This window comes from Enterobacter mori (assembly GCF_025244905.1).
Taxonomy (GTDB): Bacteria; Pseudomonadota; Gammaproteobacteria; order Enterobacterales; family Enterobacteriaceae; genus Enterobacter; species Enterobacter mori_A.
Genome location: NZ_CP104285.1, coordinates 3,541,745 through 3,566,963, shown reverse-complemented (window position 1 = coordinate 3,566,963; position 25,219 = coordinate 3,541,745). Strand labels below are relative to the sequence as shown.

15 protein-coding genes are annotated in these 25,219 nt (G+C 59.7%); 7 read left to right on the top strand and 8 right to left on the bottom strand.

Annotated elements, in window-relative coordinates; genetic code table 11:
- Positions 1 to 25: 25 nt before the first annotated feature.
- From N2K86_RS16745 to N2K86_RS16730, 4 genes are all read left to right on the top strand, one after another.
- The gene (locus N2K86_RS16745) at positions 26 to 775 is read left to right on the top strand and encodes an SDR family NAD(P)-dependent oxidoreductase (RefSeq protein ID WP_260659343.1); all 750 of its coding nucleotides are present in this window, start codon (positions 26 to 28) and stop codon (positions 773 to 775) included.
- Positions 776 to 786: 11 nt separating this feature from the next.
- Positions 787 to 1,632 (top strand): transketolase, encoded by an 846-nt coding sequence (locus N2K86_RS16740; protein WP_260659342.1) that lies wholly within the window; start codon positions 787 to 789, stop codon positions 1,630 to 1,632.
- A complete protein-coding gene (locus N2K86_RS16735) occupies positions 1,632 to 2,630 on the top strand; it encodes a transketolase family protein (protein WP_260659341.1) in 999 nt (332 codons plus the stop codon). The genes N2K86_RS16740 and N2K86_RS16735 overlap by 1 nt, the downstream gene beginning before the upstream one ends.
- A 74-nt stretch (positions 2,631 to 2,704) precedes the next feature.
- Positions 2,705 to 3,439, top strand: coding sequence for a class I SAM-dependent methyltransferase (locus tag N2K86_RS16730; RefSeq protein ID WP_260659340.1), 735 nt, complete (start codon positions 2,705 to 2,707; stop codon positions 3,437 to 3,439).
- On the opposite strand, the gene N2K86_RS16725 is transcribed toward N2K86_RS16730, so the two are convergent.
- Positions 3,433 to 4,035 (bottom strand): short chain dehydrogenase, encoded by a 603-nt coding sequence (locus N2K86_RS16725; protein WP_260659339.1) that lies wholly within the window; start codon positions 4,033 to 4,035, stop codon positions 3,433 to 3,435. The two genes, N2K86_RS16730 and N2K86_RS16725, sit on opposite strands and share 7 nt — an antisense overlap.
- A 97-nt stretch (positions 4,036 to 4,132) precedes the next feature.
- Here N2K86_RS16725 and N2K86_RS16720 point away from each other — a divergent pair, with 97 nt between their 5' ends.
- Both N2K86_RS16720 and N2K86_RS16715 read left to right on the top strand, forming a co-directional pair.
- Positions 4,133 to 5,020 (top strand): LysR family transcriptional regulator, encoded by an 888-nt coding sequence (locus N2K86_RS16720; protein WP_260659338.1) that lies wholly within the window; start codon positions 4,133 to 4,135, stop codon positions 5,018 to 5,020.
- A gap of 20 nt (positions 5,021 to 5,040) precedes the next feature.
- Entirely contained in the window at positions 5,041 to 6,222 is a 1,182-nt protein-coding gene (locus N2K86_RS16715; RefSeq protein ID WP_260659337.1) for an aminotransferase-like domain-containing protein, read from the top strand.
- A 7-nt stretch (positions 6,223 to 6,229) separates the two neighbouring features.
- Here N2K86_RS16715 and N2K86_RS16710 read toward each other — a convergent pair whose 3' ends face one another.
- A complete protein-coding gene (locus tag N2K86_RS16710) occupies positions 6,230 to 6,649 on the bottom strand; it encodes a nuclear transport factor 2 family protein (protein ID WP_260659336.1) in 420 nt (139 codons plus the stop codon).
- Positions 6,650 to 6,745: 96 nt separating this feature from the next.
- Here N2K86_RS16710 and N2K86_RS16705 point away from each other — a divergent pair, with 96 nt between their 5' ends.
- Complete coding sequence (locus tag N2K86_RS16705; RefSeq protein ID WP_260659335.1) at positions 6,746 to 7,471, top strand: helix-turn-helix domain-containing protein; 726 nt, start codon at positions 6,746 to 6,748, stop codon at positions 7,469 to 7,471.
- 20 nt (positions 7,472 to 7,491) lie between these two features.
- On the opposite strand, the gene N2K86_RS16700 is transcribed toward N2K86_RS16705, so the two are convergent.
- From N2K86_RS16700 to N2K86_RS16675, 6 genes are all read right to left on the bottom strand, one after another.
- A complete protein-coding gene (locus N2K86_RS16700; protein WP_260659334.1) occupies positions 7,492 to 7,839 on the bottom strand; it encodes a HigA family addiction module antitoxin in 348 nt (115 codons plus the stop codon).
- Between the two features lie 10 nt (positions 7,840 to 7,849).
- Positions 7,850 to 8,149: a type II toxin-antitoxin system RelE/ParE family toxin gene (locus N2K86_RS16695; protein WP_260659333.1), complete on the bottom strand. Its 300-nt coding sequence runs from the start codon at positions 8,147 to 8,149 to the stop codon at positions 7,850 to 7,852.
- A gap of 251 nt (positions 8,150 to 8,400) precedes the next feature.
- On the bottom strand, positions 8,401 to 9,570 hold the full coding sequence (locus N2K86_RS16690) for an HlyD family efflux transporter periplasmic adaptor subunit (protein WP_260661710.1): 1,170 nt from the start codon (positions 9,568 to 9,570) through the stop codon (positions 8,401 to 8,403).
- Between the two features lie 10 nt (positions 9,571 to 9,580).
- Complete coding sequence (locus tag N2K86_RS16685; protein WP_260659332.1) at positions 9,581 to 11,773, bottom strand: type I secretion system permease/ATPase; 2,193 nt, start codon at positions 11,771 to 11,773, stop codon at positions 9,581 to 9,583.
- Entirely contained in the window at positions 11,770 to 13,173 is a 1,404-nt protein-coding gene (locus tag N2K86_RS16680) for a TolC family outer membrane protein (protein ID WP_260659331.1), read from the bottom strand. The genes N2K86_RS16685 and N2K86_RS16680 overlap by 4 nt, the downstream gene beginning before the upstream one ends.
- 75 nt (positions 13,174 to 13,248) lie before the next feature.
- Entirely contained in the window at positions 13,249 to 24,690 is an 11,442-nt protein-coding gene (locus N2K86_RS16675; protein WP_260659330.1) for a BapA/Bap/LapF family large adhesin, read from the bottom strand.
- Positions 24,691 to 25,219 lie beyond the last annotated feature (529 nt).

The following is a 25,219-nucleotide window of genomic DNA, read 5'->3' as shown; positions in this document are numbered from 1 at the left end:
CCTCTTGTAAGAATGGAGTAAATATATGCTACTGAAAGATAAAGTCGCCGTTATTACCGGCGCGGCTTCCGCACGCGGTTTAGGCTTCGCCACGGCGAAATTATATGCTGAACAGGGCGCGAAGGTGGTGATTATCGATTTAGATGCCGAAGCCAGCCGTGCCGCGGCGGCGAGCCTGGGCGAGGAGCATCTGGGCCTGGCGGCGAACGTCAGCCATGAACTACAGGTCAATGCTGCGGTTGAGCAGGTGCTGGGGAAATACGGGCGCATCGATATTCTGGTGAATAACGCCGGCATTACCCAGCCGATCGGGCTGATGGAGATTAAACGGGAGAACTACGATGCGGTGCTGGACGTGAGCCTGCGCGGCACGCTGCTGATGTCCCAGGCGGTTATTCCCACCATGCGCGCGCAGAAGTCGGGCAGCATCGTCTGCATTTCGTCGGTGTCCGCCCAGCGCGGCGGCGGCATCTTTGGGGGCCCCCACTACAGCGCCGCAAAAGCGGGCGTGCTGGGCCTGGCGAAAGCGATGGCCCGCGAGCTGGGGCCGGATAACGTGCGGGTGAACTGCATCACGCCGGGCCTTATCCAGACGGACATCACCGCCGGCAAGCTGAGCGATGAGATGAAAACCTCTATCCTGGCGGGTATTCCGCTTAATCGCCTTGGCGACGCGCAGGATGTTGCCCGCGCCGCGCTGTTCCTCGGCAGCGATCTTTCGTCTTACTCCACCGGTATCACGCTCGACGTGAACGGCGGCATGCTGATCCATTAAGGAGCCCGAAGATGACGGATACCACAGTTCAACAGGTTGCCGCGGCGGCCTGGCGCATTCGCCGCTACGCCCTGCGAATGGGCGAAGTGCAGGGGCAGGGCTACATCGGGCAGGCGCTGGGCTATGCCGACGTGCTGGCCACCGCGTTTGCCCATGGGATGAACCTCAAACCGGGCGAGCCGGAGTGGGAAGCGCGCGACCGTTTTCTGCTCTCCCACGGTCATTACGCCATTGCCTGTTATGCGGCACTGATTGAAGCGGGGATCGTTCCTGAGGAGGAGCTGGAGACCTACGGCGCTGACGACAGCCGCCTGCCGATGTCCGGCATGGCAACCTACACGCCGGGCATGGAGATCTCCGGCGGTTCGCTGGGGCAGGGCTTAAGCATTGGGGTCGGCATGGCGCTGGGGCTGAAGCATAAGCAGAGCACAGCCTGGGTCGTTAACTCTATGTCGGACGGTGAGCTGGACGAAGGATCCACCTGGGAAGCGGCGATGTCGGCGGCGCACCATGGGCTGTCGAACCTGATCGTGCTGGTGGATATTAACCGCCAGCAGGCAGACGGTAATTCGCACACAATCCTTGGCTTTGAGCCGCTGGAGGATAAATGGACCTCCTTCGGCTGGTACGTACAGCGCGTAAACGGCAACGATGTTTCTGCCCTGGTGACGGCGTTTGATAACGCCAAACGCTATCCGGAAAACCAGCCGCGCGTGATTTTGTGCGATACGCTGATGGGCAAGGGCGTGCCGTTCCTCGAACAGCGTGACAAGAACCATTTTATTCGCGTGGATGCTGACGAGTGGCAAAAGGCGCTCGCCGTGCTGGATGCGAACAAACCTGAAGGAGTGCTGTAATGAGCCAGACCACGGAGAAAAAACCGCGTTTAACCACGTCGGCCATGATTGCCTCTATCGCGGAAGAAGGCCAGGCGACGCGCGCCGCACCGTTCGGCCACGCGCTGGTCAGGCTGGCGGAACAGCGTCCGGACATTGTCGGCATGACGGCGGATCTGTCGAAGTACACCGATCTGCATATCTTTGCCCAGGCGTATCCGGAACGTTTCTTCCAGATGGGCATGGCGGAGCAGCTGTTGATGGGGGCCGCGGGCGGCATGGCAAAAGAGGGCTTTATTCCTTTCGCCACCACCTATGCCGTCTTCGCCACCCGCCGCGCCTACGATTTTATCCATCAGGTGATTGCTGAGGAGCATCTCAACGTGAAGATCTGCGCGGCGCTGCCGGGGCTCACCACCGGCTACGGGCCGAGCCACCAGGCAACGGAAGATATCGCCATTATGCGCGGTATTCCGGGGATGACGATTATCGATCCCTGCGACGCGATAGACACCGAACAGGCGGTACCGGCGATGGCGGCGCACGATGGTCCGGTTTATATGCGGCTGCTGCGCGGCAAGGTGCCGGTGGTGCTGGACCAGTACGACTACCGGTTCAGAATTGGCAAAGCCGCGCTGCTGGAGGAGGGGAGCGACGTTCTGATTATCGCCTCAGGGCTGATGACCATGCGCGCGCTGGAGGCAGCGAAGCAACTGCGTAAGGATAACGTCAGCGTGGCGGTGCTGCATTCCCCCACCATTAAGCCGCTGGATGAAGAGACGATCCTGGCCCAGGCCGCGAAGCCGGGGCGTCTGGTGCTGGTGGCGGAAAACCACAGCAGCGTTGGCGGGCTGTGTGAAGCTGTCGCGTCGCTGTTGATGCGCCACCGCGTGAACGTGGATTTCGATACCGTCGCACTGCCGGACGCGTTCCTGGACGCCGGCGCGCTGCCCACCCTGCACGACCGCTACGGGATTTCGACCGCCGCTCTGGTGGAGAAAATCCGGCGCAGGCTCTGATTTATCAGACGGATACGTTGTCAACGGGCGAGGGCTGCTTTACCCTCGCCTCTGTTGCAATACAGGAGTCCGTTATGGCACAAAATATCTACGATAACCCGGCATTTTTCGAAGGCTACGCTCAGCTTCCGCGCTCGGTGCAGGGGCTGGACGGCGCGCCGGAGTGGCCGGCGCTAAAAAGCATGCTGCCGGATTTAACCGGCAAATCGGTTGTCGATCTCGGCTGCGGCTACGGCTGGTTCTGCCGCGCGGCGCGCGAGCTGGGCGCAGCTGACGTCACGGGGGTCGATATCTCGGAAAAGATGCTCGCCCGCGCGGCTGAACTGACGAATGACCCGCAGATTCACTATCAGCGTAGCGATCTGGAGTCGCTTCAGCTTCGTGAAAACAGCCTCGATCTGGTCTACAGCTCGCTGGCGCTGCACTATCTGCCGGAACTGAATACTTTATTTGCCCACGTTCAGCGCGCGCTTAAACCCGGCGGCAGCCTGGTCTTTTCGATGGAGCATCCGATTTACACCTGCGCCTCGCGTCAGGGCTGGCTGACCGACGACAGCGGCGAGCGGTTCTGGGGCGTGAACCATTATCAGGACGAGAGCCAGCGCGTCAGCAACTGGCTGGCGGACGGGGTGATTAAATACCACCGCACGCTGGGCACTACGCTTAATGCGCTGATCGAGGCCGGATTAACGATTAGCGAGGTCAACGAATGGGGGCCAACGCAGGCGCAGGTTGACGCCTGGCCCGCGCTGGCCGAAGAGGCGGAGCGCCCGATGCTGGTGCTGATCGCCGCCCGCAAGGCTCAGTAGCCTACCTTGTATACCCGCCCGGTCTGCACGCCCTCCACGCTGCGGCGGTAGGCCTGCGCCACGGTCGCGGCGGGAACGCTTTCAAAGCCGGGGAAGAACCCGTCATACGCTTCGGCGGATTCGGTGAGTACCGTCGGGCTAATCAGGTTGATGCGGATCCCGCGCGGCAGCTCGCAGGCTGCGGCGCGGACAAACCCTTCCAGCGCCGCATTCACCGTGGTGGCATTCACGCCCTGCGCAATCGGCTCGTGCGCCACTATCCCGCTTATCAGCGTAATCGAACCGCCTTCGTTAAGATAATGCTGGCCAGCCAGCGCCAGGCGCACCTGCCCGAGCAGCTTATCCTGCAGGCCCAGGTTGAAGTCGCTGTCCTTCATGGTCGCGAGCGGGCCAAAGTAAAGACCACCGCTGGCGGAGACAATGGCATCCACCGGTCCGATTTTCTCAAACAGCGCCTGGACGCTCGCCTGTGAGGTGATATCCACCTGATGGTCGCCCTGCGTGCGACCCACGCGGATCACCTCGTGGCGACGGCTCAGCTCTTCTGTGACTGCACGACCGACCGTACCGCTGGCACCAATAATGACGATTTTCATAGCCGACTCCTTATGTTGTGAGCCTTCATTCTTTAATAAATCAAAAGTCAGATAAACTGGGCTAATGTTAGAAGATTACTAACCAGAGGTTCGGAATATGGATAAGCTTCGCGGTATGGAGACGTTTATTGCGGTGGTGGAAAGCGGCAGCTTTACCGGAGCAGCATCACGGCTGGAGATGTCGGCGGTGATGGTGGGCAAGTACGTTGCGCTGCTGGAATCACAGCTTGGTACCCGCCTGCTGGAGCGTAACACGCGCCGTCAAAGTTTGACCGACGCCGGACGCGTTTACTTCGACGAGGCGAAGCGGGTGCTGGAGCAGGTCTCCATTGCTGAAAATGCAGTCGAGCGGCTGCGTGCTGCACCTGCCGGAACGTTGCGCGTCACGGCACCCACGTCGTTTGGTGGCTGCGTGATTGCCCCGCTGACGGCAACCTTTTTGCAGCGCTACCCGGAGGTGCGCATCGAACTGGATCTCACCAACCGGATGGTCGACCTGGTGGAAGAGGGGGTCGATCTGGCCATTCGTATTGGCGACATTCAAAACGACGATCTGGTGGCGAAGTATCTCTGCCCCTACAACATGGTTATCTGCGCCGCGCCGGCCTATTTAGCGCGCTACGGCACGCCGCAGACGCCTGCCGATCTGGTGAATCATCTCTGTCTTTCACACACGGTGTGGACCGCGCGTAACGAGTGGCGACTACCGGGTATGGAAGGAGAAGTGCGCTGGAAGCGCGATGCGATTTTAAGATGCAACGATGGCTACGGATTACGCATGGCGGCGCGGGCTGGCGCAGGATTACTGCTGCAACCGGAGGTGCTGGTGGCGGAAGAGCTGGCAAGCGGCAGGCTGGTGCGGGTGCTGGAACAGTACACGCCCGCGCCAAGGCCGGTGCATTTATTGTGGCGTCAGGATTTACGTCAACTGCCTAAGCTTACGGAATTTATCGCCCATATTCTGCTAAGATTGGGCACAATATAAAAAAAGAAGGTAATCAAAGAATGTCTGCAAACAAACTCGCCAGCAGCGCGCAGGGCCTGCAATCATCTGCCATCCGTGAATTATTAAAACATAGCAAAATGGCAGGGGTGATTTCGCTGGGCGGTGGTATTCCTAATCCCGATCTGTTCGATCACGAAGGGCTTAAAATTGCCGCCGATGCCGTCTTATCACAGCATTTTGGCGAGGCGTTCCAGTACGGCCTGACGGAAGGCGTACCGGGGCTGCGTGAGGAAATTAAACGCATCTGCGAGGGGCGCGGTATCGCCTGTAAAGCTGATGATGTGGTGGTGACGTCCGGTTCACAACAGTCTCTCGACGTGCTGGCGCGTGCGTTAATTAACCCAGGCGATACCGTCGTCGTTGAGCGTCCAACCTATCTCGCCGCGTTACAGGTTTTTGGCCTGGCGCAGGCCAACTTTGAATCCGTTGGCACCGACGGCGACGGCATGAAGGTCGATGAACTTGAGGCATTGGTGGCAAAGAAAACCATCAAAGCGGTTTATATCGTGCCGACCTTTGGTAACCCCGGCGGCGTGACGCTTTCCGAAGCGCGCCGTAAACAGCTGGTGGAATTATCAAAGCGTTATGATTTCGTGATTATCGAAGACGACCCGTACAGCGAAATCAATTACACCGACGACGTGTTCCGCCCGCTGATTGCTCACGCCAAAGATATCGGCAATGAAGAGAACGTGGTCTACACCTCCACCTTCTCTAAAATCCTCGCGCCGGGAACCCGCGTGGGCTGGGTGCTGGTCCCCGAGTGGCTGAAACGTGCAGTGGTTAATCTGAAGCAAACCACCGATCTGCATACCAGCACGCTGTCGCAGCTGATGACGTATGAGTATCTGAAAACCGGCCGTCTGGCAGGGCAGATTCAAATGATCCGCGAAGCCTATCGCCAGAAATATCAGACGTTCGCAACTGAGCTGGAGGCCGAACTGGGCGATGTGATGTCGTTCCACAAGCCTAAAGGCGGCATGTTCCTGTGGGCGAAAATGAACAACGGCATGAATACCACGCGCTGGCTGGAAAAAACGTTGAGCAACGGCGTGGTGTTTGTACCGGGTGAGTTTTTCTACTGCAACGAGCCGGACCAGACAACGCTGCGCATGTCGTTTGTGACGCCAACGGATGAGCAGCTTAAAGAGGCGGTACGACGTCTGAAAATCTCCCTGTAACCGGGGCTTATTGTGTGGCGTGGGCGAGCGCGCGGTCAGATGCATGACCGCCGATCGCCTGCGTAACTTCATGGATCCGACAAATTTTCCCCTCCCGCAACGCGGCAAACATATACACCTCGATATCTGCCCGACGACCATCGGGATACGTCACCGTAACCCAGTGCCGGTCTGCCATAAGGTTTTCGTGGCAAGCCAGCTCGTCTACCCTGAATGCGATCTCGCGGATCTGCGAACGGACGTGGTTCAGATGCTGCACAAATCCCTGATAATCCAGCGCGTGGCCATCCGTGATCTGCTGGTAATCAGGCGTAAACATCTCCGCCGGATCTAATTCGCCTTTGAACAGGCGGGATAACAGACGGGCCATCTGCTCGCGCTGCGCGGTGTTGTCGGGATGGTTGATCAGGGACGTGATGATAGTCATGGTGGCTCCTCTTAACGTTGAGCCACTATTATCGCTTGACAGCGAAAGGCGTAGTTTCTGTAATAAGCCGAAGAATAACGATTTTCGGTCAAAAGCATGTTCACCATCGAGAGGCTGGCTCATCCCGGCGGCTACCATACCCCGTGGCACAGTCATCGCGCCGGCCAGCTGTGGCGCATTGCAGCGGGTCTGCTGGTGATTGAGTCGCAGCGAGGGCGCTCGGTCGTACCGGCAAAACACATTGGCTGGATCCCGCCAGGCCATCAGCACGCTGCCTTTTCTGAAAGCGCGATAGAAGGCTGCGCCATCTATCTTGACCCCGCCTGCTGCGCAAGGCTTCCTGATGTGCCCGCGCTATTTGAGCCCGACGATCTTACCCATGCACTGTTTTCCCGCTTAAGCGTTGCAGAAAACGGGTACGATCCGCGAAAGCTTACCCTGCTGCTGGATGAGCTTGCCCTGGCGCCCCAGGTGCACTTTTCTCTGCCCGTGCCGACGGATCCGCGTCTGAAGGACGTGGTCAGGCATTTGCTGCAATTTGTCGATGATAACCAGACGGTTGAGAGTCATGCTCGCCGGGCGGGTATGAGCGTACGTACGTTCAACCGTCGGTTTAGTGCCCAGACCGGAATGAACTTCGTTAACTGGCGGCAACTGGCGCGGGTTATGCAGGCAATGGAGTGGCTGGCTGCGGGGAAGCCGGTAGGGTGGATTGCGCTGTCCTGCGGCTACAGCAGCGTCAGCGCATTTATTGAGGTTTTCAGAGCATGGACCGGTAAAACGCCGGGGCAGTGGGCGATGAAAGAAGCCCCTTTTGGGTGAAGGTAATGCGCGTGGCCGAATCAGGCAACATCCGGTCGACCGGATTTACGCTTTGCCATGATATCCGCAACCGTTTTTATACGGCTCAACTCCTCCTGCGTTCTGGAGCTAGATTGCGCTTCCCAGATATCGACGTTGAGCTGTAAGTTCAGCCAAAATTCAATAGTGGTATCAAAGGCTTTCGCCAGCTTGATCGCCATATCGGCAGTAAGTTTACGGTTGTTATTTACCAGCGCGCTGATGGTATTGCGGTGTACATTAAGCATCTCCGCCAGATCGCTGATTTTCAGATTGAGCGGTTCAAGATATTCATACTGCAACACGTCCCCCGGCGTGGTGGGTTTGCGCAGTGCCTGTTGGAGTGTCATAAATGATGCCTCATTTGTGGTGCGTGTACTTGTGTGGCGAGAGGTAGAGATCGTCTGCCCTACCCTCTGTCCAGCGAAAGACGAGCCGGTATTGTCTGTTCACCCGAATCGAGGAATAGCCCTTTAGCGGTGGATTCAATGCTTCATACATGTTGCCCGGCGGCGATCGCAAATCCCTGTGCGAGGTTGCCGAGTTGATGATGTCGAGCTTTCTCGCAAGCGCTGTTTCCAGATTTACAGGAATAACATTGCTCGATCTACCGTAAAGAAAAAAATCCTCAAGCCATTGATCCCGAAAATGATTAATCATATTGCTGGTGAGCTCCAGTCCATGAAGCTGAGTGAATGATAGTGCACTCCCGCACTGTGCGCAAGTGCATTTATGTCTGCCGTTAATATTATCAGGGCGATGTCCGAAGAGAAGGGGAATGTATGGCTAAAGCTTAATTCTCCGAGATGACTTCCAGTTCTGGCGTGCGGTTTGATGCCCGGCGGCGCTGCGCTTGCACGGGCCTACGGGAATGTTGGCCGGGTCAGGCGAAGCCGCCACCCGGCGTTTGACTACCGCTCCCTCAGCGCCTCCTTCGCCCGGTTAAACGGTTTGATCATATAGTCCAGCACCGTTTTCTCCCCGGTCTTAATGTCCACCGTCGCAATCATCCCCGGCACAATCGAGAAATGCCTGCCCGCCTTATTGACCAGGTAATCCTGGCTGGTGCGGATAAACACCCGGTAATAGAACACTTCCGGTTTGGCTTCGTCCTGGATGGTATCCGGGGAAATGGTCTCCACCACGCCATGCAGCCCGCCGTAAATGGCGTAGTCATAGGCGGTGATTTTGACCAGCGCCTCCTGGTTCGGGTGGATAAAGGCGATATCGCGCGGCGACAGGCGGGTTTCGATCAGCAGGTGATCGTCCACGGGCACAATCTCCATCAGCTCGCCGTTGGGCGGGATCACGCCGCCGATGGTGGTAACTTTTATGTTTTTCACAATACCGCGCACCGGGGATTTAACCGTCAGGCGCGTCACGGAATCTTCACGCCCTTTGAGGATGGCCGAGACCATATCCACTTCGGCGTTGGCCTTGGATAACGCCTCGCGCGCCTGCACGTAATACTGCGAGCGCACGTCGGTCAGCTTGAGTTCCAGATCGCTTTTCTGCCGCTGCAGACGCAGCACTTCCACGTGGCTGGCGGCGCCGGTTTTCACCAGCCGCTGGGTGATCGCCAGCTCTTTATTGGCGAGATCTAACGCCGAGCGCAGTTCCCGCTGGGTATCTTCAAGCTGTGCGCGACGTGAGTTATAGAGACGCGTTTCGGCCCCGATCAGATCCGTCCATTTCGCCAGCGAAGGCGGGAACTTCAGCGGCAGATCGTTCACTTCGGCATACAACCGGACGCTGGAGGCGAGCGATGCCCGGTAACGCGCCGCACTTTCGCCGACGTTTGATTCCGATCGCGTTGGATCGAGTCGCGCCAGCACCTGTCCCGCCTGAACCTGATCCCCTTCGTGCACGTTCAGCTCCGTCAGGATCCCGCCGTCCAGCGACTGTAAAACCTGCTCGCGCGAGCTGGGGATCACTTTGCCGGTTCCGGTGGACACTTCGTCCAGCATCCCAAACCACGCCCAGACGCCGAGCACCACAAACATCAGCAGGGAGAAGAAAACAATGCGTCGGGCTCCGGTATAACCGCTTTCGGAGTCGAGGGCGTTATCCAGATCGTCCATTGCGGCAACGTCACGCTGACTGATTTTCATTTTTCCACTCCCGTCCGGTTGCCTGCTGCTGTTGCTGCATACGGCTGTTGCTCAGCGCCTGCGCTTTTGGCGCATCCATCACCAGCATCCCTTCTTTCAACACCACCACGCGCTCCACCAGCTCCAGCACCGGGACGCGGTGGGTGGCGACAATCAGGGTACGGTTGCCAAGCCAGGCGTTGAGGCGCTGGATAAATTCCCGCTCGGTGTGCTCGTCAAGCGACGCCGTGGGTTCGTCCATCAGCACGATATTCGGATCGCGCAGAAGCATGCGCGCCAGCAGAATGGACTGCCGCTGTCCGCCGGACAGCCCCACGCCATTTTCCATAATCGGGTAGTCCAGCCCCTTCGGCAGCTTCTGCACAAAGCTCGCCGCGCCGCACATCTCCAGCGCCTCAAAAATCTCTTCATCGGTGGCGCGCGGCATACCCAGCGTGATGTTTTCGCGCAGGGTGCCGTAAAACAGCCGCGCGTTCTGGGTCATAAAGCCGACGTTGCGCCGCACGTCCGCCACGTCGAGATGGGGCAGGCTGAAGTTGTCGAGCCGCAGCTCGCCGCCCGCCAGATCCATCCCGCCCGCCATCGCCTGCAGCAGGGTTGATTTACCCGCGCCGTTGCGCCCGAGGATCGCCACTTTCTCGCCCGGTTTGATCTCCAGACGGTTAATGCGCAGCGCCATGCGGGGATCTTCCGGGTGATAGCGGAACTGCGCCTGCTCAAACAGGTAATGGCCGCGCAGCACGTCCTGGCGGATCGGCGTCTCTTCGCGCTGGTTCTCGGTCGGCAGCTGCATGATGCTGTCCAGCCCCTCTTTGGCGGCCTTCACCTGTTGCCAGCGGGCCAGCACGCCGCAGAGGGTCGCCATCGGAGCGATCATGCGTGAGGCCAGCATCGAGGCGGCCACCACTGAACCGGTGGTGAGCGTCCCGTCGATCACCATCGGCGCGCCGACCACGATGACGCCTGCGTATACCAGGCTTTGAATGGTCATCCCCCAGTTGATCAGGTTCTGGGTCAGCTCGCGTGTGCGCAGGCCGGACTCGGCGGTGATCTGGATGTAGCTGTTCCACTGCTGCAAAAAGCGGTTTTCCGCCTGCATCAATTTGATGTCCTCCAGCCCCTGCACGCTCTCCACCAGCACCGCGTTGCGCAGGGTGGATTCATGCGCCGACTGCTTCGCCAGCTCCGCCAGCCGCTTTTGCAGCAGCAGGCCGGGCAGCACCATGATCACCGCAGCGACCGGGGCGATCCACGCCAGCTGCGGCGCGATGATCGCCAGCACCACCACAAACAGGAGGAAGAAGGGCAGGTCAACAATCGTTGAGATAGTAGAAGAGGTGACCATTTCTCGGATCTGCTCCAGTTCGCGCAACTGGGAAATGAAGCTGCCGGTGGAGCGGGGGATGGCGCTGTTGCGCAGGCGTAGCGCATGGCCAAAGACACGATCCGACACGCGCAGATCCGAGCGCTTGCCCAGCAGATCCATAATGTGCCCGCGCGCCACGCGCAGCACAAAACCAAACAGCGTGGCGATCAGCACCCCGATGGTCAGGACGTAGAGCGTCGGGTAAGACTGGGCGGGGATCACCCGGTCATACACCTGCATGGAAAAAACGATCCCCGAAAGCGACAGCAGGTTGATAAACAGCGCGGCGAGCATGACCCAGCTGTAGGGGCGCAGGTCGCGCATCACCAGCCTGTAGAGCCAGTCCGGGCGATATTTGGAAATGTAGGCATCCACCCGGCTGTCTTTCAGGGCGGCCAGGGGACGCAGGGCGATGACGTGGCGGATACCCGGCAGCATCGCCGTCATCGACAGGCGGTTGGTATGCGTTGTGCCGTCGAAAAAGCTGACCTCCAGGGTGTCCTCGCCGTCAAAATGTTCAATGACGCCGATTTTCCCCTCACTCAGCTCCACCACGACGGGCAAGCGCCAGCTATTGATGGACTGCCGATCTGCCGTCAGCAGCTGAAATGACAGTCCGGCCTCGCGCGCAAGCTGGGTGAGGGCAGGCACCATCGGTTTACCTTTCAGCCACGGCGCACCCGCCATCAGCGCGCCGGGTGAACAGGCTACGCGATAACGCGTTGCCACGTAGCCAAACGCCTGCGCCCACTGTTCCAGCGCATCATCCGTCATGTTTTCACCCTGTGGGATATCGCGTTGCTTCATGGCTGGATCTCCACAGTCTGGATGGTGCGGTTATCAAGTTCGAACGCGTGGCGTAAGCGCCCGGTGTTGTACAGGCAGTTGAGCTGAAGCTGATGCAGCTGTCCGGCGGTTTGCTGCTGGGTGAAACGCGCCTGGTAAACCTCCTGTTCGGCGTTTAACACGTCGAGCAGCGGACGCGAGCCGAGGTCGAGATACTGCTGTTGATACAGCTCGCGGGTGCGGGCGCTGAGCGCTTCCTGACGCCCCTGAATTTGCAGCGTGGTCATCAGGCTCATCACCTGGCTGCGGGCCTCAAGCAGTTTTTGCCGCACGTCGAGGCGCGTGCGCTGGATGGTGGATTGGGCCGACTCCACCGCGTGTCCGGCGGCGTTACGCCGTGCCGTCAGACCACCGCCCTGATAGAGCGGCATCTGCACTTTTACCCAGGCGGAATACTGGGTGCGATCCCGCGTTTCGTTGCCCGCATAGCGGTCGTTGAGGTAATGGCGCACTTCCGGTTCAAGTGAAATGGTCGGCGTCATCTGCGCGTTGGCATAGTCAAGGTTGGCCTGCGCGACGTTGGCCTGCGCCCAGGCGGCTAATACGGCGGGCACCAGGCGATCGTCCGGCTCGGCGATGTCGCAGCTGCGAGCCAGACTTTGTGGGAAATCGTTGCTGACCGTGTTCAGACTGTCCCAGCCGAGAAAGCTCATCAGCGTGGCGCGGGCGCTGTCGAGGCTGGCCTGATACTGCATCAGCTGCGCGCGCGCGCCTTCGATACGGGCATCGGTCTGCACCACGTCAGAGAGGGACGTGGCCCCTTCGTCATTGCGTTGTTTCGTCAGTTTTCCAATGGAGGAGAGGGCATCAAGTTGTTCTCTGGCGGTGTCTACCATCTGTTGCCAGGTCTGCACCTGCACCATGGCGATGGCGGTATCGTGGGCGATGGTGTCGATGCTGACCAGCACGTTAGCCTGCTGCTGGGCGACGCCCGCGCTTTCGGCCCGCACCTGGCTCGCCACTTTGCCGAAGTCGTAGAGCATTTGCGAGAGGGAGAGCACCAGCGACGGCGTGAAGCCGTTATCGTCGCCGTCGTGGGTATAACCGTTCTCCGCGCCAGCATTAATTTGCGGATAGTATTTCGATTTGGCGACGTCGACATTTTCGCTCTGCTGGTAGAGTTTGCCTACCGCTTCGCTGATGGCCGGGTGCCAGGTCACCGCACGGTTAACCGCGTCATCCAGTTGCAGCGTGCCGGGCGCGGCTTTGCTGGCGACAGGGGCCACGCGGCCGTTCAGAGAGGGGAGTTCCTGCGTTTCGCTGAGTTGCTCAGTATTGATCGTCGCCGCCGGACTGGCTGCGACGGCGGGCACAGATATCAGGCAGCACGAGAGCCACCAGTAAGGCATCTTCTTTCCCATGTCTTATCCCTAATAAAAGAGTACTGCTTTATTTTGCCCGGGCGCTGCTGCGCGCCCGGGTCATTTGGTTTGCTATCAGGTAATGATGTGCTGCTGGTTAACAAGCTCGTCGTAGGTGGTCTGAACGCCATCAAGCGTAACGAGCGTGGTATTAGTGTAGGTGGTGCCTGAACCATCACGGTCGATGGAGATCACAGTGTTGCTACCGCTTTGAGTAACATGCAGATAATTACCCAACGTAGAAGCGCTACCGTTCCAGCCCACCAGCAGATCGCCGATGTCAATTTTGTCTCCCTGCGCCAGCGAGAAGTTGGTCCAGTGATCGCCAGCTGTACTGCTGACGTTGCCTGCGGTGGCGTTGCCAGCGGTGCTGTTCAGCACCTGGTAAATCAGCGTGTCGCCGTAGGCCGTACCGCTAATGACGTCGTTATGTTCAGAGCTGATGAACTGCGGCGCCATGTTGATGGTCAGCGTGGCGCTGTCCGTTTTCCCGGCGGCATCGGTCAGGGTGTAGTTAAAGACCTCCTTCGAGGTGATGGATGAGAGCGACACCCCAGTATTCAGGGTGTAGGTGTAGTGACCGTCCGCACCAATAGCCAGCGTGCCGTAGTGCCCGACAACGTTGACTGTGGCGCTACCGGTATACGGATCCAGGGTGGTGGTCACGCCGTTGTAGCCGGTAATGCTCAGACGCGTATCAACGGAGTGCAGCTGATCCATTGCCCCGGCGGAGTCGGTGCCGTCGAAGATATTGCCGTTGACGGTGTGACCGCTGGTGGAGTCGAACTGGGTCAGGGAGTAGGAGGTGCCGCTGACGCTTGGGGTAATGGTGATATTCCCCGCAGCCAGTGGACCCATTTTGCCGGTGTAGCTGAGCGTATAGGTACCGGCATCCAGATCCAGTCCCGTCAGGTTGATGGTGGCTGTGCCGCCCAGCAGCAGCCCGCCGTTGAATGAACCACTTCTTACGGTGGTCGCGCCATTGGTAATCGTCCAGTCCACCGTCAACCCGCCCAGAGAAAGGAGCGATGCGACGTTAAAGGTCAAGACCACGTTGTGCAGGGCCGTATTCGGATCCACCACGAAGGTACCGTTTCCGCTACCCTGGGTTGATGCCAACAGCGCGGCGTTCCAGCTCGCCGTCCCTACGGTTGTATCCGAGTAGGCCGTCGTATGGTGTACAGAGGTCACGTCCATCGCGGTGCTGACATCGTTCACCGCATCCATCGCCCGCGCGGTTGGGGTGATGTTGAGCGAGGCCGTGTCTTTGGCACCGTTCGGCGCGGTAATGGTGTAGACGAAGGTATCCGGCGTGCTGATGTGGTCAGCGCCTACGCCGCTCTTCAGGGTGTAGGTGTACTGACCGGACGCGTTAATGGAGAGCGTGCCGTATTCCCCCACGATGGTGGTGAGGCCGCTGCTGTTTACCGCCACGCCGTTTACTTCCGTCACCAGCGTGCCGGATGGCGCGACGTCATCCGCCAGCACATCCCCGGTGGTGCTGGTACCGACGCTTGCCACGCTATAGACGTGGTCTTCCAGCACGTTCAGCGTGTAGGCCGTCAGCGCGGTGATCCCCGCCGCCGTGTTCAGGAGGAAGAGGTACTCCCCAGACGGCAGATTCAGCGTCAGCGTGGACGAGGTGCCGCCCAGCAGCGGCGCGCGCAGCCAGCCCGGCTGAACGCGCATCTGCTCGAAGGTCTGGGTCGCGTCGTTGAACTTATAGATGTACAGGTCAAACACCGATGCCAGCGCGACGCCCCCCACGGAGGCCTGAATGGTCATGGTGCGGGTGGTGCCTTCCTCCACGCTGTAAATGATCGGATTGCTCAAATCATCCAGCAGATTCAGGCCCAGGGTATTACCGAGATTAATCCCGACCACCGTAAAGCCGCCCTGCGACGAGGTGCCGTTGTTGATGGCGCTCACCGTGGTGTCGAAGGTCAGCGATGCGGTGTCATCCACGGCCACGATGCCGCTGGTGGCCGTGCCTGTTCCCAGCGACAGCACCAGGTTCGCCGAGGCGCTGGTTCCGTTGTGGGAGATGGTGTAGGTGAAGTTCTCCGTACGGCCAATCACCGAGGCGCTGGTATTCGTCAGGGTATAGGTGTAGCTGCCGTCGCGGTTGATGGTCAGCGTACCGTACTGCCCCTGAATTGCCGTGCCGTCGGCGGTGACGCTGGTGGTTACCCCCAGCGCGTTAGTGACGGCGGTAACCGTGGTGCCCGCCGGGGCGTTATCGCTACCGGTGGTCGGGTCAACGTCGAGGATGACGTTGCCGCCCAGGCTGGTTTCGCCGGTGACGGTGCCGGCGCTGGTCTCTTTCACGCCCACATCAATGCTGGTGTAAGAGCCCGTCGCCAGCAGGTTGGTGTTGTAACTCAGGACGCGATACTGACCGTTGGCCAGGCCGTTCAGGTTCAGCGAAACGCCGGTCGCCCCGAGCGTGAGCAGATCGGCAAACTGCGGCTGGCCGGTATCCACCACCGTTGTCCAGGTGTTGTTGACGCTGTCGAACCGCTGCACCACCAGTTCAAGGGTATTGAGCAGCGACAGCACCGCACCCGTGGCGTTGGCGTTGACGGTGATGTCCGCGCTGCCGCCGCTGCCCACCGTAAAGCCGACCTGCGCGGTGTCATTGCCGAGCAGCGTCAGCGCGTTGCCCAGCGCGCCCACCAGCAGGAAGCCGTAATCGCTGTACTGCGAGTTGGTGACCGTTGCGGTTGTGGTGAGGTCCAACTCTTCAACGTTGCTGCTGGCCGACAGCGGCACGACCGGGGCGAGGGCCGATCCTGGCTGCGAAACGTTACCTGCAGCATCGGTCGCGGTGACCTGCAGCGTCTGACCTTCGGTCTGTTTATTGAGGAAGGTATAGCTGTAGGTACCGTTGCTGCCTGCCGTTGTGGTCACCGTGCTGCCATCTGCCAGACGGATGGTGACGGTGCTGCCCGCTTCGGCGTTACCCGTCAGGACGCTACCGTCGGCGTTAAAGCTTCCGGTTGGCGTGTTTGGCGCGGTGAGGTCGACAATCACCGTCGTGGCGGAAGAGAACGGACCGGTTCCCGAGCCGTTACTCGCGGTGGCAGTAAACGCATGGGAGCCTTCGCTCATCGCCGGAGTGGTGAAGGTCCAGTTGCCCGATCCGTCGGCGACAACGCTGCCCATTGCGACGCCGTTGTTGTAGAGCGTGACGGTGGCGTTAGGCTGCGCCGTTCCGCTGAGGGTTGGGGTGGTGTCATCGGTCGTTTTGCCGTTGGTCAGATTACCGGTGACGGTACCGACGTTATCGGTAATGGTGGCGATTACCGGCGCGATCGGCAGCGTCGTGAACGGCGCGGTAACCGATGCGCTCACACCGGCGTTTCCGGCTTTATCGGTGGCGTAGACCACCAGCGACTCTCCTCCCGTCTGCGCGGGGGAGATCGTGGCGTTAAAGTTGCCGCTACCGTCCGCTACCGCCGTACCGAGGACCGTACCGGTGCTGGTGGTGATGGTAACCGTGCTGCCCGCTTCGGCGGTGCCGGTAACGTGCGTCCCGTTGGTGATCACCGCCAGGCCGGAAGGAACCGCTGGCGGCGTCAGGTCAACGGTGATGGTGGTGACCGACGATGGTGCGCTGGTGTTGCCTGCCGCATCGGTCGCCGTGGCGGTGAAGTTATGTTGCCCCTCCGCCAGCGTGGTGCTGGTTTGCGGTAGCGTCCAGTTCCCGTTGGCATCGGCCGTCACGGTACCCACGAGCGTCGTACCGTCATAGATGCGAACGGTGGCGTTGGCTTCCGCGGTGCCGTTGAGCGTAGGGCGCGTGTCGTTGGTCGGGTTGCTGCCCGTCACCGGACCGGTGACGGTGCCCACGTCATCGACAACAGAGCTGATAACCGGCGCGGTTGGCGCGGTTGCGTCAACGTTAATCACATATCCAGGGGTTTGCGCACTGGCGTTACCTACCGGATCGGTCGCCGAGAAGGTCAGGCTGTGCGAGCCGTCGCCTAGCGCCGGAGAAGGAGTAAAGCTCCAGTTTCCGCCGGTCGCAACGACGCTGCCTATCTGCACGCCGTTATCGAAGATTTTCACCGTCGAGCCCGCTTCTGCCGTGCCCGTGAGCGTCGGCTGCGCATCGTTGGTTAAGCCACCGTTGGCGATTGGCGTGGCGGCGTTACCGACGTCATCCGTGATGCTTGTCAGCACAGGCAGCCCTGGCGGCGTGGTATCGATGGTCAGCGTGAAGGTGGCTGATGACGCGCTGGTATTGCCAGCCGCATCGGTAGCTTGTGCCGTAAAGCTGTGCGGGCCAGTCGCCAGCGTCGTGTTGAGCAAGATACTCCAGTTGCCGCTGGCGTCTGCAGTGCCCGTGCCGACAAGCGTTGTGCCTTCATAGATGTTCACCGTAGCAAACGGCTCGCTGGTGCCCACAAGACGCGGTACGGTGTCGTCGGTGCTTTGCCCTGAGCCAAGCGCGCCCGTCACCGTGCCGACATCATCGATAGCCTGCGAGATAACCGGTGCGTTCGGTGGAGTGATATCGACAATCAGCGTAAAGGCCGGTGAAGCCGGGCTGACGTTGCCTGCCGCGTCGGTTGCCGTGGCGGTCCAGGTATGGCTGCCGCTGCTGAGCGGGTTAGCAGGCGTGAAGCTCCATACGCCACTGCCGTTGGCCTGAGCGGTACCGATCTGCTGACCATTTTCATAAAGGGTGATAGTGGCGTTAGCCGCTGCGGTTCCGTTCAGCGTTGGCGTAGTGTCGTCGGTACTTTGCCCCGAGGTGAGTGGGTTGAGAACGGTACCCTGGTTATCCGTTGCTGGCGTAAAGACCGGTGCCAGCGGTGCGACGGTATCCACCGTCAGGTTAAACGCTGGCGAGGTGGCGCCGGTGTTACCCGCCGTATCGGTGGCGTTGAAGGTGATGGCGTGCAGCCCTTCACCGAGCGCCGTGCCCGGGGTAAAGGTCCAGTTCCCCTGAGCGTTCACCACGGCGGTGCCGATTTCAGTGCCATCCACAATCACGTGAACCGTCGCACCGATTTCGCCCGTGCCGTTGAAGGTTGGGCGTGCATCGTTGGTGCTGTTGTCGGTGAGGAGCGTCCCGGTGACCGGCCCGACATCGTCAATGACAGTCGTTACAACCGGCGCGTCAGGGCCTGCGGTATCCACGGTGAAGGCGAATACCGGAGAGTTAGCCGAGACGTTGCCTACGGCATCCGTGGCGTTGACGCGAATGTTATAGTTGCCATCGCCAAGCGCAGTGCCAGGCGTAAAGGTCCAGTTGCCGTTGCTGTCTACCGTGGTGGTACCAATCTCCACCCCATTATTCAAAATGTGGATTGTACTGCCCAGCGCACCTGTCCCGCTCAGCGTCGGCGTATTGTCGTTGGTGACCTGGCCGGCGGTCAGATTACCGGTCACGCCGCCCGCCACGTTGTCGTTAACCGTATCGAGCGTCGGCACCGTTGGCGCCGTCAGGTCGATGTCAACGCTCCAGGCGTTGGAGGTCTGGCTCACGTTGCCCTGCGGATCGGTGGCTTTGACGGTGAAGGAGTGCGAGCCTTCCACGAGGGCGGTTTCAGGCGTAAAGATCCATGCGCCGGTGACGCTGTCTGCCGCCACGATACCGATCTGCGTTGTGCCATCATAAATAACGACGACACTGCCCGCTTCCGCCGTCCCGGTCAGGGTTGGCGTGGCGTCGTTGGTTGGCGCACCGTTAGGTACTACGGTCGCGGCATTCCCCGCGTCGTCGGTCACGCTGGTGATCACCGGCGTCGTGGAGACGGTGTCAACGGTGATGGTGATGCCCGCAGAGAGTCCGCTCGCGTTGCCCGCCGGATCGGTGGCCCGGACCGTCAGGGTATGATCGCCATCATTCAGCGCTGGCGGGGTGTAGGTCCATGTGCCGGTTGAGCCGACGACCACGCTGCCTAACGGAGTACCGTTATTGTAAATGGTAATCGTATCACCCACGTTCCCCACGCCGTTCAGCGTTGGGCGGTTATCGTTGGTGGTCTGGCCGTCGCTCAATGGCCCAATGCCCGGACCAACGTCATCGATGATGGAGCCGATAGCCGGTGTGTCGGGGGCGGTCAGGTCAATGGTGACGGTTGCGGCAGGAGAGCGTCCGCTGGTTTCGCCGCTAACAATATCCGTCGCGGTGACTTCAAAGGTATGTGGACCTGCTGTCAACGGGAAGAGCGGGGTGTAACTCCAGTTGCCGCTTCCATCCGCAACCACGGTTGGCGGCACTGCCAGTATGCCATCCTGATAAATCGTGATGACGGCGTTAGGTTCTGCTGTCCCGGTCAGCGTAGGCGAGGTGTCATCAGAGGTTTTGTCTTTCACATTACCCGTGACCGGACCAACGTTATCGGTAATAGCCGTAATAACCGGTACGTCCGGAAGGTCCAGCGGCGAGTCGGTGACGACATAGCTTGCACCAGGACTGGTATTCCCCGCGGCATCCGTGGCGGTCACCTTCAGCGTGGTGGCATCCAGCTGTGCCGGGCTGAGCGCAATGGAGAAATTGCCACCGGTGGCAACGCCGGTGCCGAGGACAGTCGTACCGTCTGCGGCATACACGGTGATGGTGGCTCCCGCTTCAGCGGTCCCGGTAAGCGGGGTGCCTTGCTGAGCAAGGGCGAGGTTGGCTGGGTCTGCCGGGATACCCGTATCGACGGTTACCGCCAGGTTCGGAGAGCTACCCGAAATATTGCCTGCGGGATCGCGGGATGAGACCGAGAAGGTGTGCGGGCCATCAGGTAAGGTGTTGTCGGCGGTCCACGTCCAGATTCCGTTTTGAGGAACCGTTACGGTAATGGTTGATGGCGTCCCATCCACTGAAACGATGATTGTTGAGCCCGGCTCGCCGGTACCGCTGAGAGCCGGGGTGCCGTCGCGCGTATAGAGGGTACCGTTTGTCAGCTGGCTATCAGAAACCGCGTCGATAGCTGGCGTCGCGGGAGCCTGCGTATCGATCGTCACGGTAAAGACAGGGCCTGGCGCACTGACGTTACCTGCGTTATCCACTGCCGCAACGGTAATATTCAGCGGGCCGTCCGTTTGGGCCGTCGGAAGCGTGTATGACCATTCGCCATTGACGATATCAACGCGCGCCAGTTCAACACCGTTGTTGTAAATGATCGCCGTTTCACCGTCAGGACCGGTTCCGCCGATCGTTGGGGTGTTATCCGTCGTAGATCCACCGTTTTGTGCACCACCGATGGCCGAGATCGCCGGTGTATCGGGCGCGAGCGTGTCTACCGTAATGGTGATGCCGGTTGACGGATCTGATTCGTTGCCCGCCTCATCGGTGGCCGTGGCGGTATATTCATGCGTGCCTTCCCCAATGTTGCTCTCAGGGCGCCAGCTCCAGTTGCCGTTTCCGTCTACCGTCACCGTGCCTACGGCTGTCGTCGTTGTGCCGCCATCGCGGCTGTCATAGATGGTGATCACATCGTTTGGCGTACCCGTTCCGCTCAATACCGGGCGCGGATCGTTGGTGGTTTCGCCGTCGGCTACGGGGCCGGTGATCTGGCTCACGCTGTCGGTCACAACCGGCACCGTTGGGGCCAGAGGGGCTTCAGTATCAATGGTGATCGTCACCGGGGTGGACGGGGCGCTTTCGTTGCCTGCGCCATCCTGATTGGTGACCGTCAGGGAGAGATCGTAGGTCCCGTTACCCAGCGGTGGGTTCGGCGTCCAGGTCCAGTTGCCGTCACCGTCCACCAGAGATTCGCCGATTTTGGTCGTGCCATCATAAATATTCACCACGTCACCCGGGTTGCCCGTACCGCTCAGGGTTGGCGTGGTATCGCGGGTCGTTTCACCCGGGTTCAGTGCGGTGCCCGGCGTGCTGCCGTCCGGGTTTACGGTGATATCCGGTATCGCCGGTGTATCAGGCGCGAGGGTATCAATGGTGAGCACGAACGGAGGCGAGATCGTCGTGTTACCTGCATCATCCGTGGCGTGCACCGTCAGGGAGTGTGGGCCGTTGGTTAACGGGGTGGTTGGCGTAAAGGTCCATGTTCCCCCCGTTACAGTCGCCGTGCCGAGCAGGGTATTACCGTCATAAAGTGTAATGATGGTGTCCGCCGGTGCCGTCCCCTGCAGCTGAGGCTGGGTGTCGTCCGTTGTGTCACCGTCTTGAAGCGGGTTCTGCACCGGACCCACGTTATCCAGCGCCGTCTCAATGGTGGCCGCCGCCGGTGGCGTAACGTCGACCGTCAGCGTAAAGCCGCCGGATGCCGGGCTGGTGTTACCCGCCGCGTCGGTTGTGACGGCGGTCAGGGTATGCGGCCCCTCGCTCAACGGCGTTGTGGGCGTGAAGGTCCACGCACCGCTGCTGTCGACCAGCGCAGTACCAATAGCGTTGCCATCAAGACGAATGGTGACCGTTGAACCTGGCTCGGCGGTACCGTTGAGCGTCGGGGTGGCGTCGTTTGTCGTTTCACCGGCATCGAGCGGGCCGGTGCGTCCAGGGGCATCATCCACGACCTGCGTAATGACCGGTGCGACCGGCGCAGTGCCATCAACGGTGATGCTCCAGGTATTTGAGGATCCGCTCGGGTTACCTGCTCCATCGACCGCCGTTGCCGTCAGGACGTGACCGCCATCAGGCAGCGGTGCCGTTGGGGTAATGCTCCATTCGCCGGAGGCCGGAACGGTCACGGTACCGATGACGGTGCTGCCGCTGGTAACGGTAATGGTTGTACCGGGTTCACCCGTCCCGTTGATGGTGGGCGTCCGGTCGTTAGTGAGGCCATTCTGTGCGACAGGACCCGCGGTGGCCTGCACATCACCCACCACGGAAATAATCACCGGCGTTTGCGCAGGCGTGATGTCCGGCGCAACGGTAGGGGTTGTTGGCCCCGTGTTGCCTGCGGCGTCGGTGGCATCTGCGGTCAAACTTTCGCCGTTGGCTTTTGGCGGCGTGAGCGTGACGCTGAAGCTACCGTCATCATTGGCTTTGCCTTGACCCACCGTGACGTTACCTTCACGAATAGTCACCGTACTGCCCGGTTCAGCGGTGCCCGTGACCGTTGTGCCGTCGCCGGACACGACGACGTTATCCGGCGCGAGAGGTGGCGTCGAATCAGGTGCAGTGGCCGTAGCCGGCAGGCTAACGTTGCCGCTGTCATCGGTTGCGATAACCGTCAGCACTTCGCCATTTGTCTGGGCCGGGCTGATTGGTGTGCTAAAGGTCCCGTCGCCATTGGCTGTCGTTTCGCCGATGACTGTGCCATCGGGGGCTTTAATGGTCACGGTACTGCCCGGTTCTGCTGTCCCGCTGACGCTTTGACCATCGTCGGACACCACGAGGTTGCCGGGCAGGGCTGGTGGGGTGGTATCGGCCGCGGTAGCGATCGCTGGCGTGCTCTGGTTACCTGCGGCGTCAGACGCCACCACGGAGATCAGCTGGCCGTTGGTTTGCGCAGGGGTAAGCGTGGCAACAAAGTTACCGTTGCCGTCCGTGGTTGTACGGCCAATGACGTCTCCGTCGCTGTTGGTGATCACAATGCTGCTGTTGGGCTCGGCGGTGCCGGTAATCTGTGTGCCTGCTGGATTCAGAGAAATGACGGGTTGATCCGGCGGCGTGGTGTCAACGATGAAATTAATTGGCTGAGACAGGCCGCTCTGGTTGCCTGCCGCATCGGTTTCACGCACCGTAATCGAGTGCGCGCCTTCTGCAAGAGGGGATGTCGGGGTCAGGCTCCAGGTGCCGTTAGGCTGCACCGTGGCAGTCCCTACGAGCGCGCCGTTATCGTAAACGGTAATGGTGCTGCCAGGTTCACCTCTGCCCGTCAGACGCGGCTGTGAGGCATCCGTAAATTGTCCTGCGCTGATGGCACCTTTGAGGCTTCCGGTATCATCATTAACCACGAATGCAGACGGCGTTGATGGGGCGGTGAGATCCACGGTAAGGGTAAACGCAGGGGAGGCTGGGCCGGTGTTGCCTGCAACGTCGGTGGCGCGCACGGTGAGCTGATGGCTGCCTTCGCTGAGGTTCACGGATGGCGTAAACGTCCAGCTTCCGTTAGCGGCTACCAAGGCGGTACCGATCGCGATACCGTTGTCATAAATGGTGACGGTTGAGCCTGCTTCTGCGGTACCGGTGAGCTGTGGCCGCGGATCGTTGGTACTGCTGCCATTGCCCAGCGTACCGGTAATGGGGGCGACATCATCAACAACGCTGATGACGACCGGCGCCGTCGGGGCGACGGTATCGACGATAAAGGTCACGGCGGTCGATGGCGCGCTGGTGTTGCCCGCCGCATCGGTTGCCGTGGTCGTGATGGTGTGGCTTCCGTTGGCGAGATTGCCTGCTGGGGTAAAGCTCCAGTTGCCGTTAGCATCCACTTTGGTGGTACCGATCTGGGTGCCGTTATCGTAAATGGTGAGGGTGGTTCCGGCCTCGCCAATGCCGCTGAGGGTAGGGCGGGCGTCGTCAGTGCGCTGGCCATTGTCCAGTGGGCCCGTTTCCGTGCCGACGTTATCGTTTACGATGAGAAGGTTTGGCGCATCCGGCGCGGTGGAGTCTGGAGCGGTGACCTGACCAGGCTGGCTGGTGTTGCCCGCCGTGTCCGTCGCGGTGGCGGTAAGCTGCTCGCCGTTGGTCAGCGGTTTACCCAGCTCGATGGTGAACGCGCCATCGCTGCCCGCTTTCCCGGTGCCGACCACGTTACCGTCGGCATCTTTTAACGTGACGGTGCTGCCCGGTTCAGCGCGACCCGTGACGGTGGTGCCGTCATCCGATACCTGCAGATTGGTGGGCGCATCCGGTGCGGTGGTATCGGGCGCGGTGACGTGCCCGGCCTGGCTGGTATTACCGGATGAATCCGTCGCGGTGGCAGTGATCACCTCGCCGTTGGTCAGGGGCTTATCCAGCACGATGGTAAATTTGCCGTCATTGCCCGTTTTTCCGGTGCCGACTACGTTACCGTCGGCATCTTTTAGCGTGACGGTGCTGCCCGGCTCCGCGGTACCCGTGACGGTTTTGCCATCGTAGGAGAACTGTAAGTTGGTTGGCGCTGTGGGCGCCGTGGTATCGGGATCCGTCGGCGTGCCCGGATTGCCGGGGTTGCTGTTGTCATCATCGTCACCGCCTCCTCCTCCGCCGGTGCCCGCCGCGATGGCAATCCCACCTGCTACCGCAAGACCACCCAGCACCCATGGCCAGACGGCGGCACCGCCTGCATCACTCCCTGACGCGGCAAGTAAAACGTCCGTGGAGGCGATTGATTCGTATGTGGCGGCCCCGGTAGGGTCTTCAATCCACCACAACGCGCCGTCACTCTCCTCAAGGACCAGCTGGCTTGCTCCCTGAGCATCCGATACGTAGAAATTCTTAAGGGTAATGACCTCGCCAGAGTGCAGCGTGATCACCAGATCGTTGCCGCTGCGGGTGAAATGAGAAACATTGGCTCGCTCTACGTGAAGCTCAACGATAGAGGAATGGTTCAGTGTAACCTGAGACCCCTCTGTGGTGGTTTCCACACCAGTAAGTTTCGATATAACAGAGATTTGGCTCATTTAATGATTACTCCAGCAGAGTTGTCGTGAACGCGTGAAAGACGAGCCATCTCTCTGTGGAGGGTGAAACGCGCCCCGGCGGAGTGGATGTTGTTTAAACAGCCCTCACCGTAATATTTTTAGCGCGTACGATGCCCGCCAGGGATCAGAGTGGCAACATCAGAGCGAGTGTAATTATTTTCAAGAGAATCTTGTTTATTTGTATTTCGTAATCTATATAACCCTGTAATTAATAGAGGATTTAATCCTCGACGCATGAAAATGATATAGTCAGAAAAAGAAAGATATGCAAACCATGCTTCCTTAAATACAGGTAAAGTCTGTGAGGTAAGTATTATTTCAGTGCTTGTTATTATGCTTTTTGTTGTGTAACTTGTTGTTTTTTAATTTGTTTTTTATCTTTTATTATTCGGTTTTTATTTCGCATATAAATAATGATAGGTCATGTGTGATTTAGTTATTTTGACAGGGTTATTTATGGATGCTTAAAGGTTATTTAAGATAGGGTAACATCTTTGATATAAGATAT

What these genes read in the sequence shown, in the direction of transcription:
- N2K86_RS16725 (WP_260659339.1), bottom strand. Translation starts at nt 4,035, where the DNA reads ATGAAAATCGTCATTATTGGTGCCAGCGGTACGGTCGGTCGTGCAGTC.
- N2K86_RS16715 (WP_260659337.1), top strand. Translation starts at nt 5,041, where the DNA reads ATGTCTGCAAACAAACTCGCCAGCAGCGCGCAGGGCCTGCAATCATCT.
- N2K86_RS16740 (WP_260659342.1), top strand. Translation starts at nt 787, where the DNA reads ATGACGGATACCACAGTTCAACAGGTTGCCGCGGCGGCCTGGCGCATT.
- N2K86_RS16710 (WP_260659336.1), bottom strand. Translation starts at nt 6,649, where the DNA reads ATGACTATCATCACGTCCCTGATCAACCATCCCGACAACACCGCGCAG.
- N2K86_RS16730 (WP_260659340.1), top strand. Translation starts at nt 2,705, where the DNA reads ATGGCACAAAATATCTACGATAACCCGGCATTTTTCGAAGGCTACGCT.
- N2K86_RS16720 (WP_260659338.1), top strand. Translation starts at nt 4,133, where the DNA reads ATGGATAAGCTTCGCGGTATGGAGACGTTTATTGCGGTGGTGGAAAGC.
- N2K86_RS16675 (WP_260659330.1), bottom strand. Translation starts at nt 24,690, where the DNA reads ATGAGCCAAATCTCTGTTATATCGAAACTTACTGGTGTGGAAACCACC.
- N2K86_RS16745 (WP_260659343.1), top strand. Translation starts at nt 26, where the DNA reads ATGCTACTGAAAGATAAAGTCGCCGTTATTACCGGCGCGGCTTCCGCA.
- N2K86_RS16685 (WP_260659332.1), bottom strand. Translation starts at nt 11,773, where the DNA reads ATGAAGCAACGCGATATCCCACAGGGTGAAAACATGACGGATGATGCG.
- N2K86_RS16735 (WP_260659341.1), top strand. Translation starts at nt 1,632, where the DNA reads ATGAGCCAGACCACGGAGAAAAAACCGCGTTTAACCACGTCGGCCATG.
- N2K86_RS16705 (WP_260659335.1), top strand. Translation starts at nt 6,746, where the DNA reads ATGTTCACCATCGAGAGGCTGGCTCATCCCGGCGGCTACCATACCCCG.
- N2K86_RS16700 (WP_260659334.1), bottom strand. Translation starts at nt 7,839, where the DNA reads ATGACACTCCAACAGGCACTGCGCAAACCCACCACGCCGGGGGACGTG.
- N2K86_RS16695 (WP_260659333.1), bottom strand. Translation starts at nt 8,149, where the DNA reads ATGATTAATCATTTTCGGGATCAATGGCTTGAGGATTTTTTTCTTTAC.
- N2K86_RS16690 (WP_260661710.1), bottom strand. Translation starts at nt 9,570, where the DNA reads ATGGACGATCTGGATAACGCCCTCGACTCCGAAAGCGGTTATACCGGA.
- N2K86_RS16680 (WP_260659331.1), bottom strand. Translation starts at nt 13,173, where the DNA reads ATGGGAAAGAAGATGCCTTACTGGTGGCTCTCGTGCTGCCTGATATCT.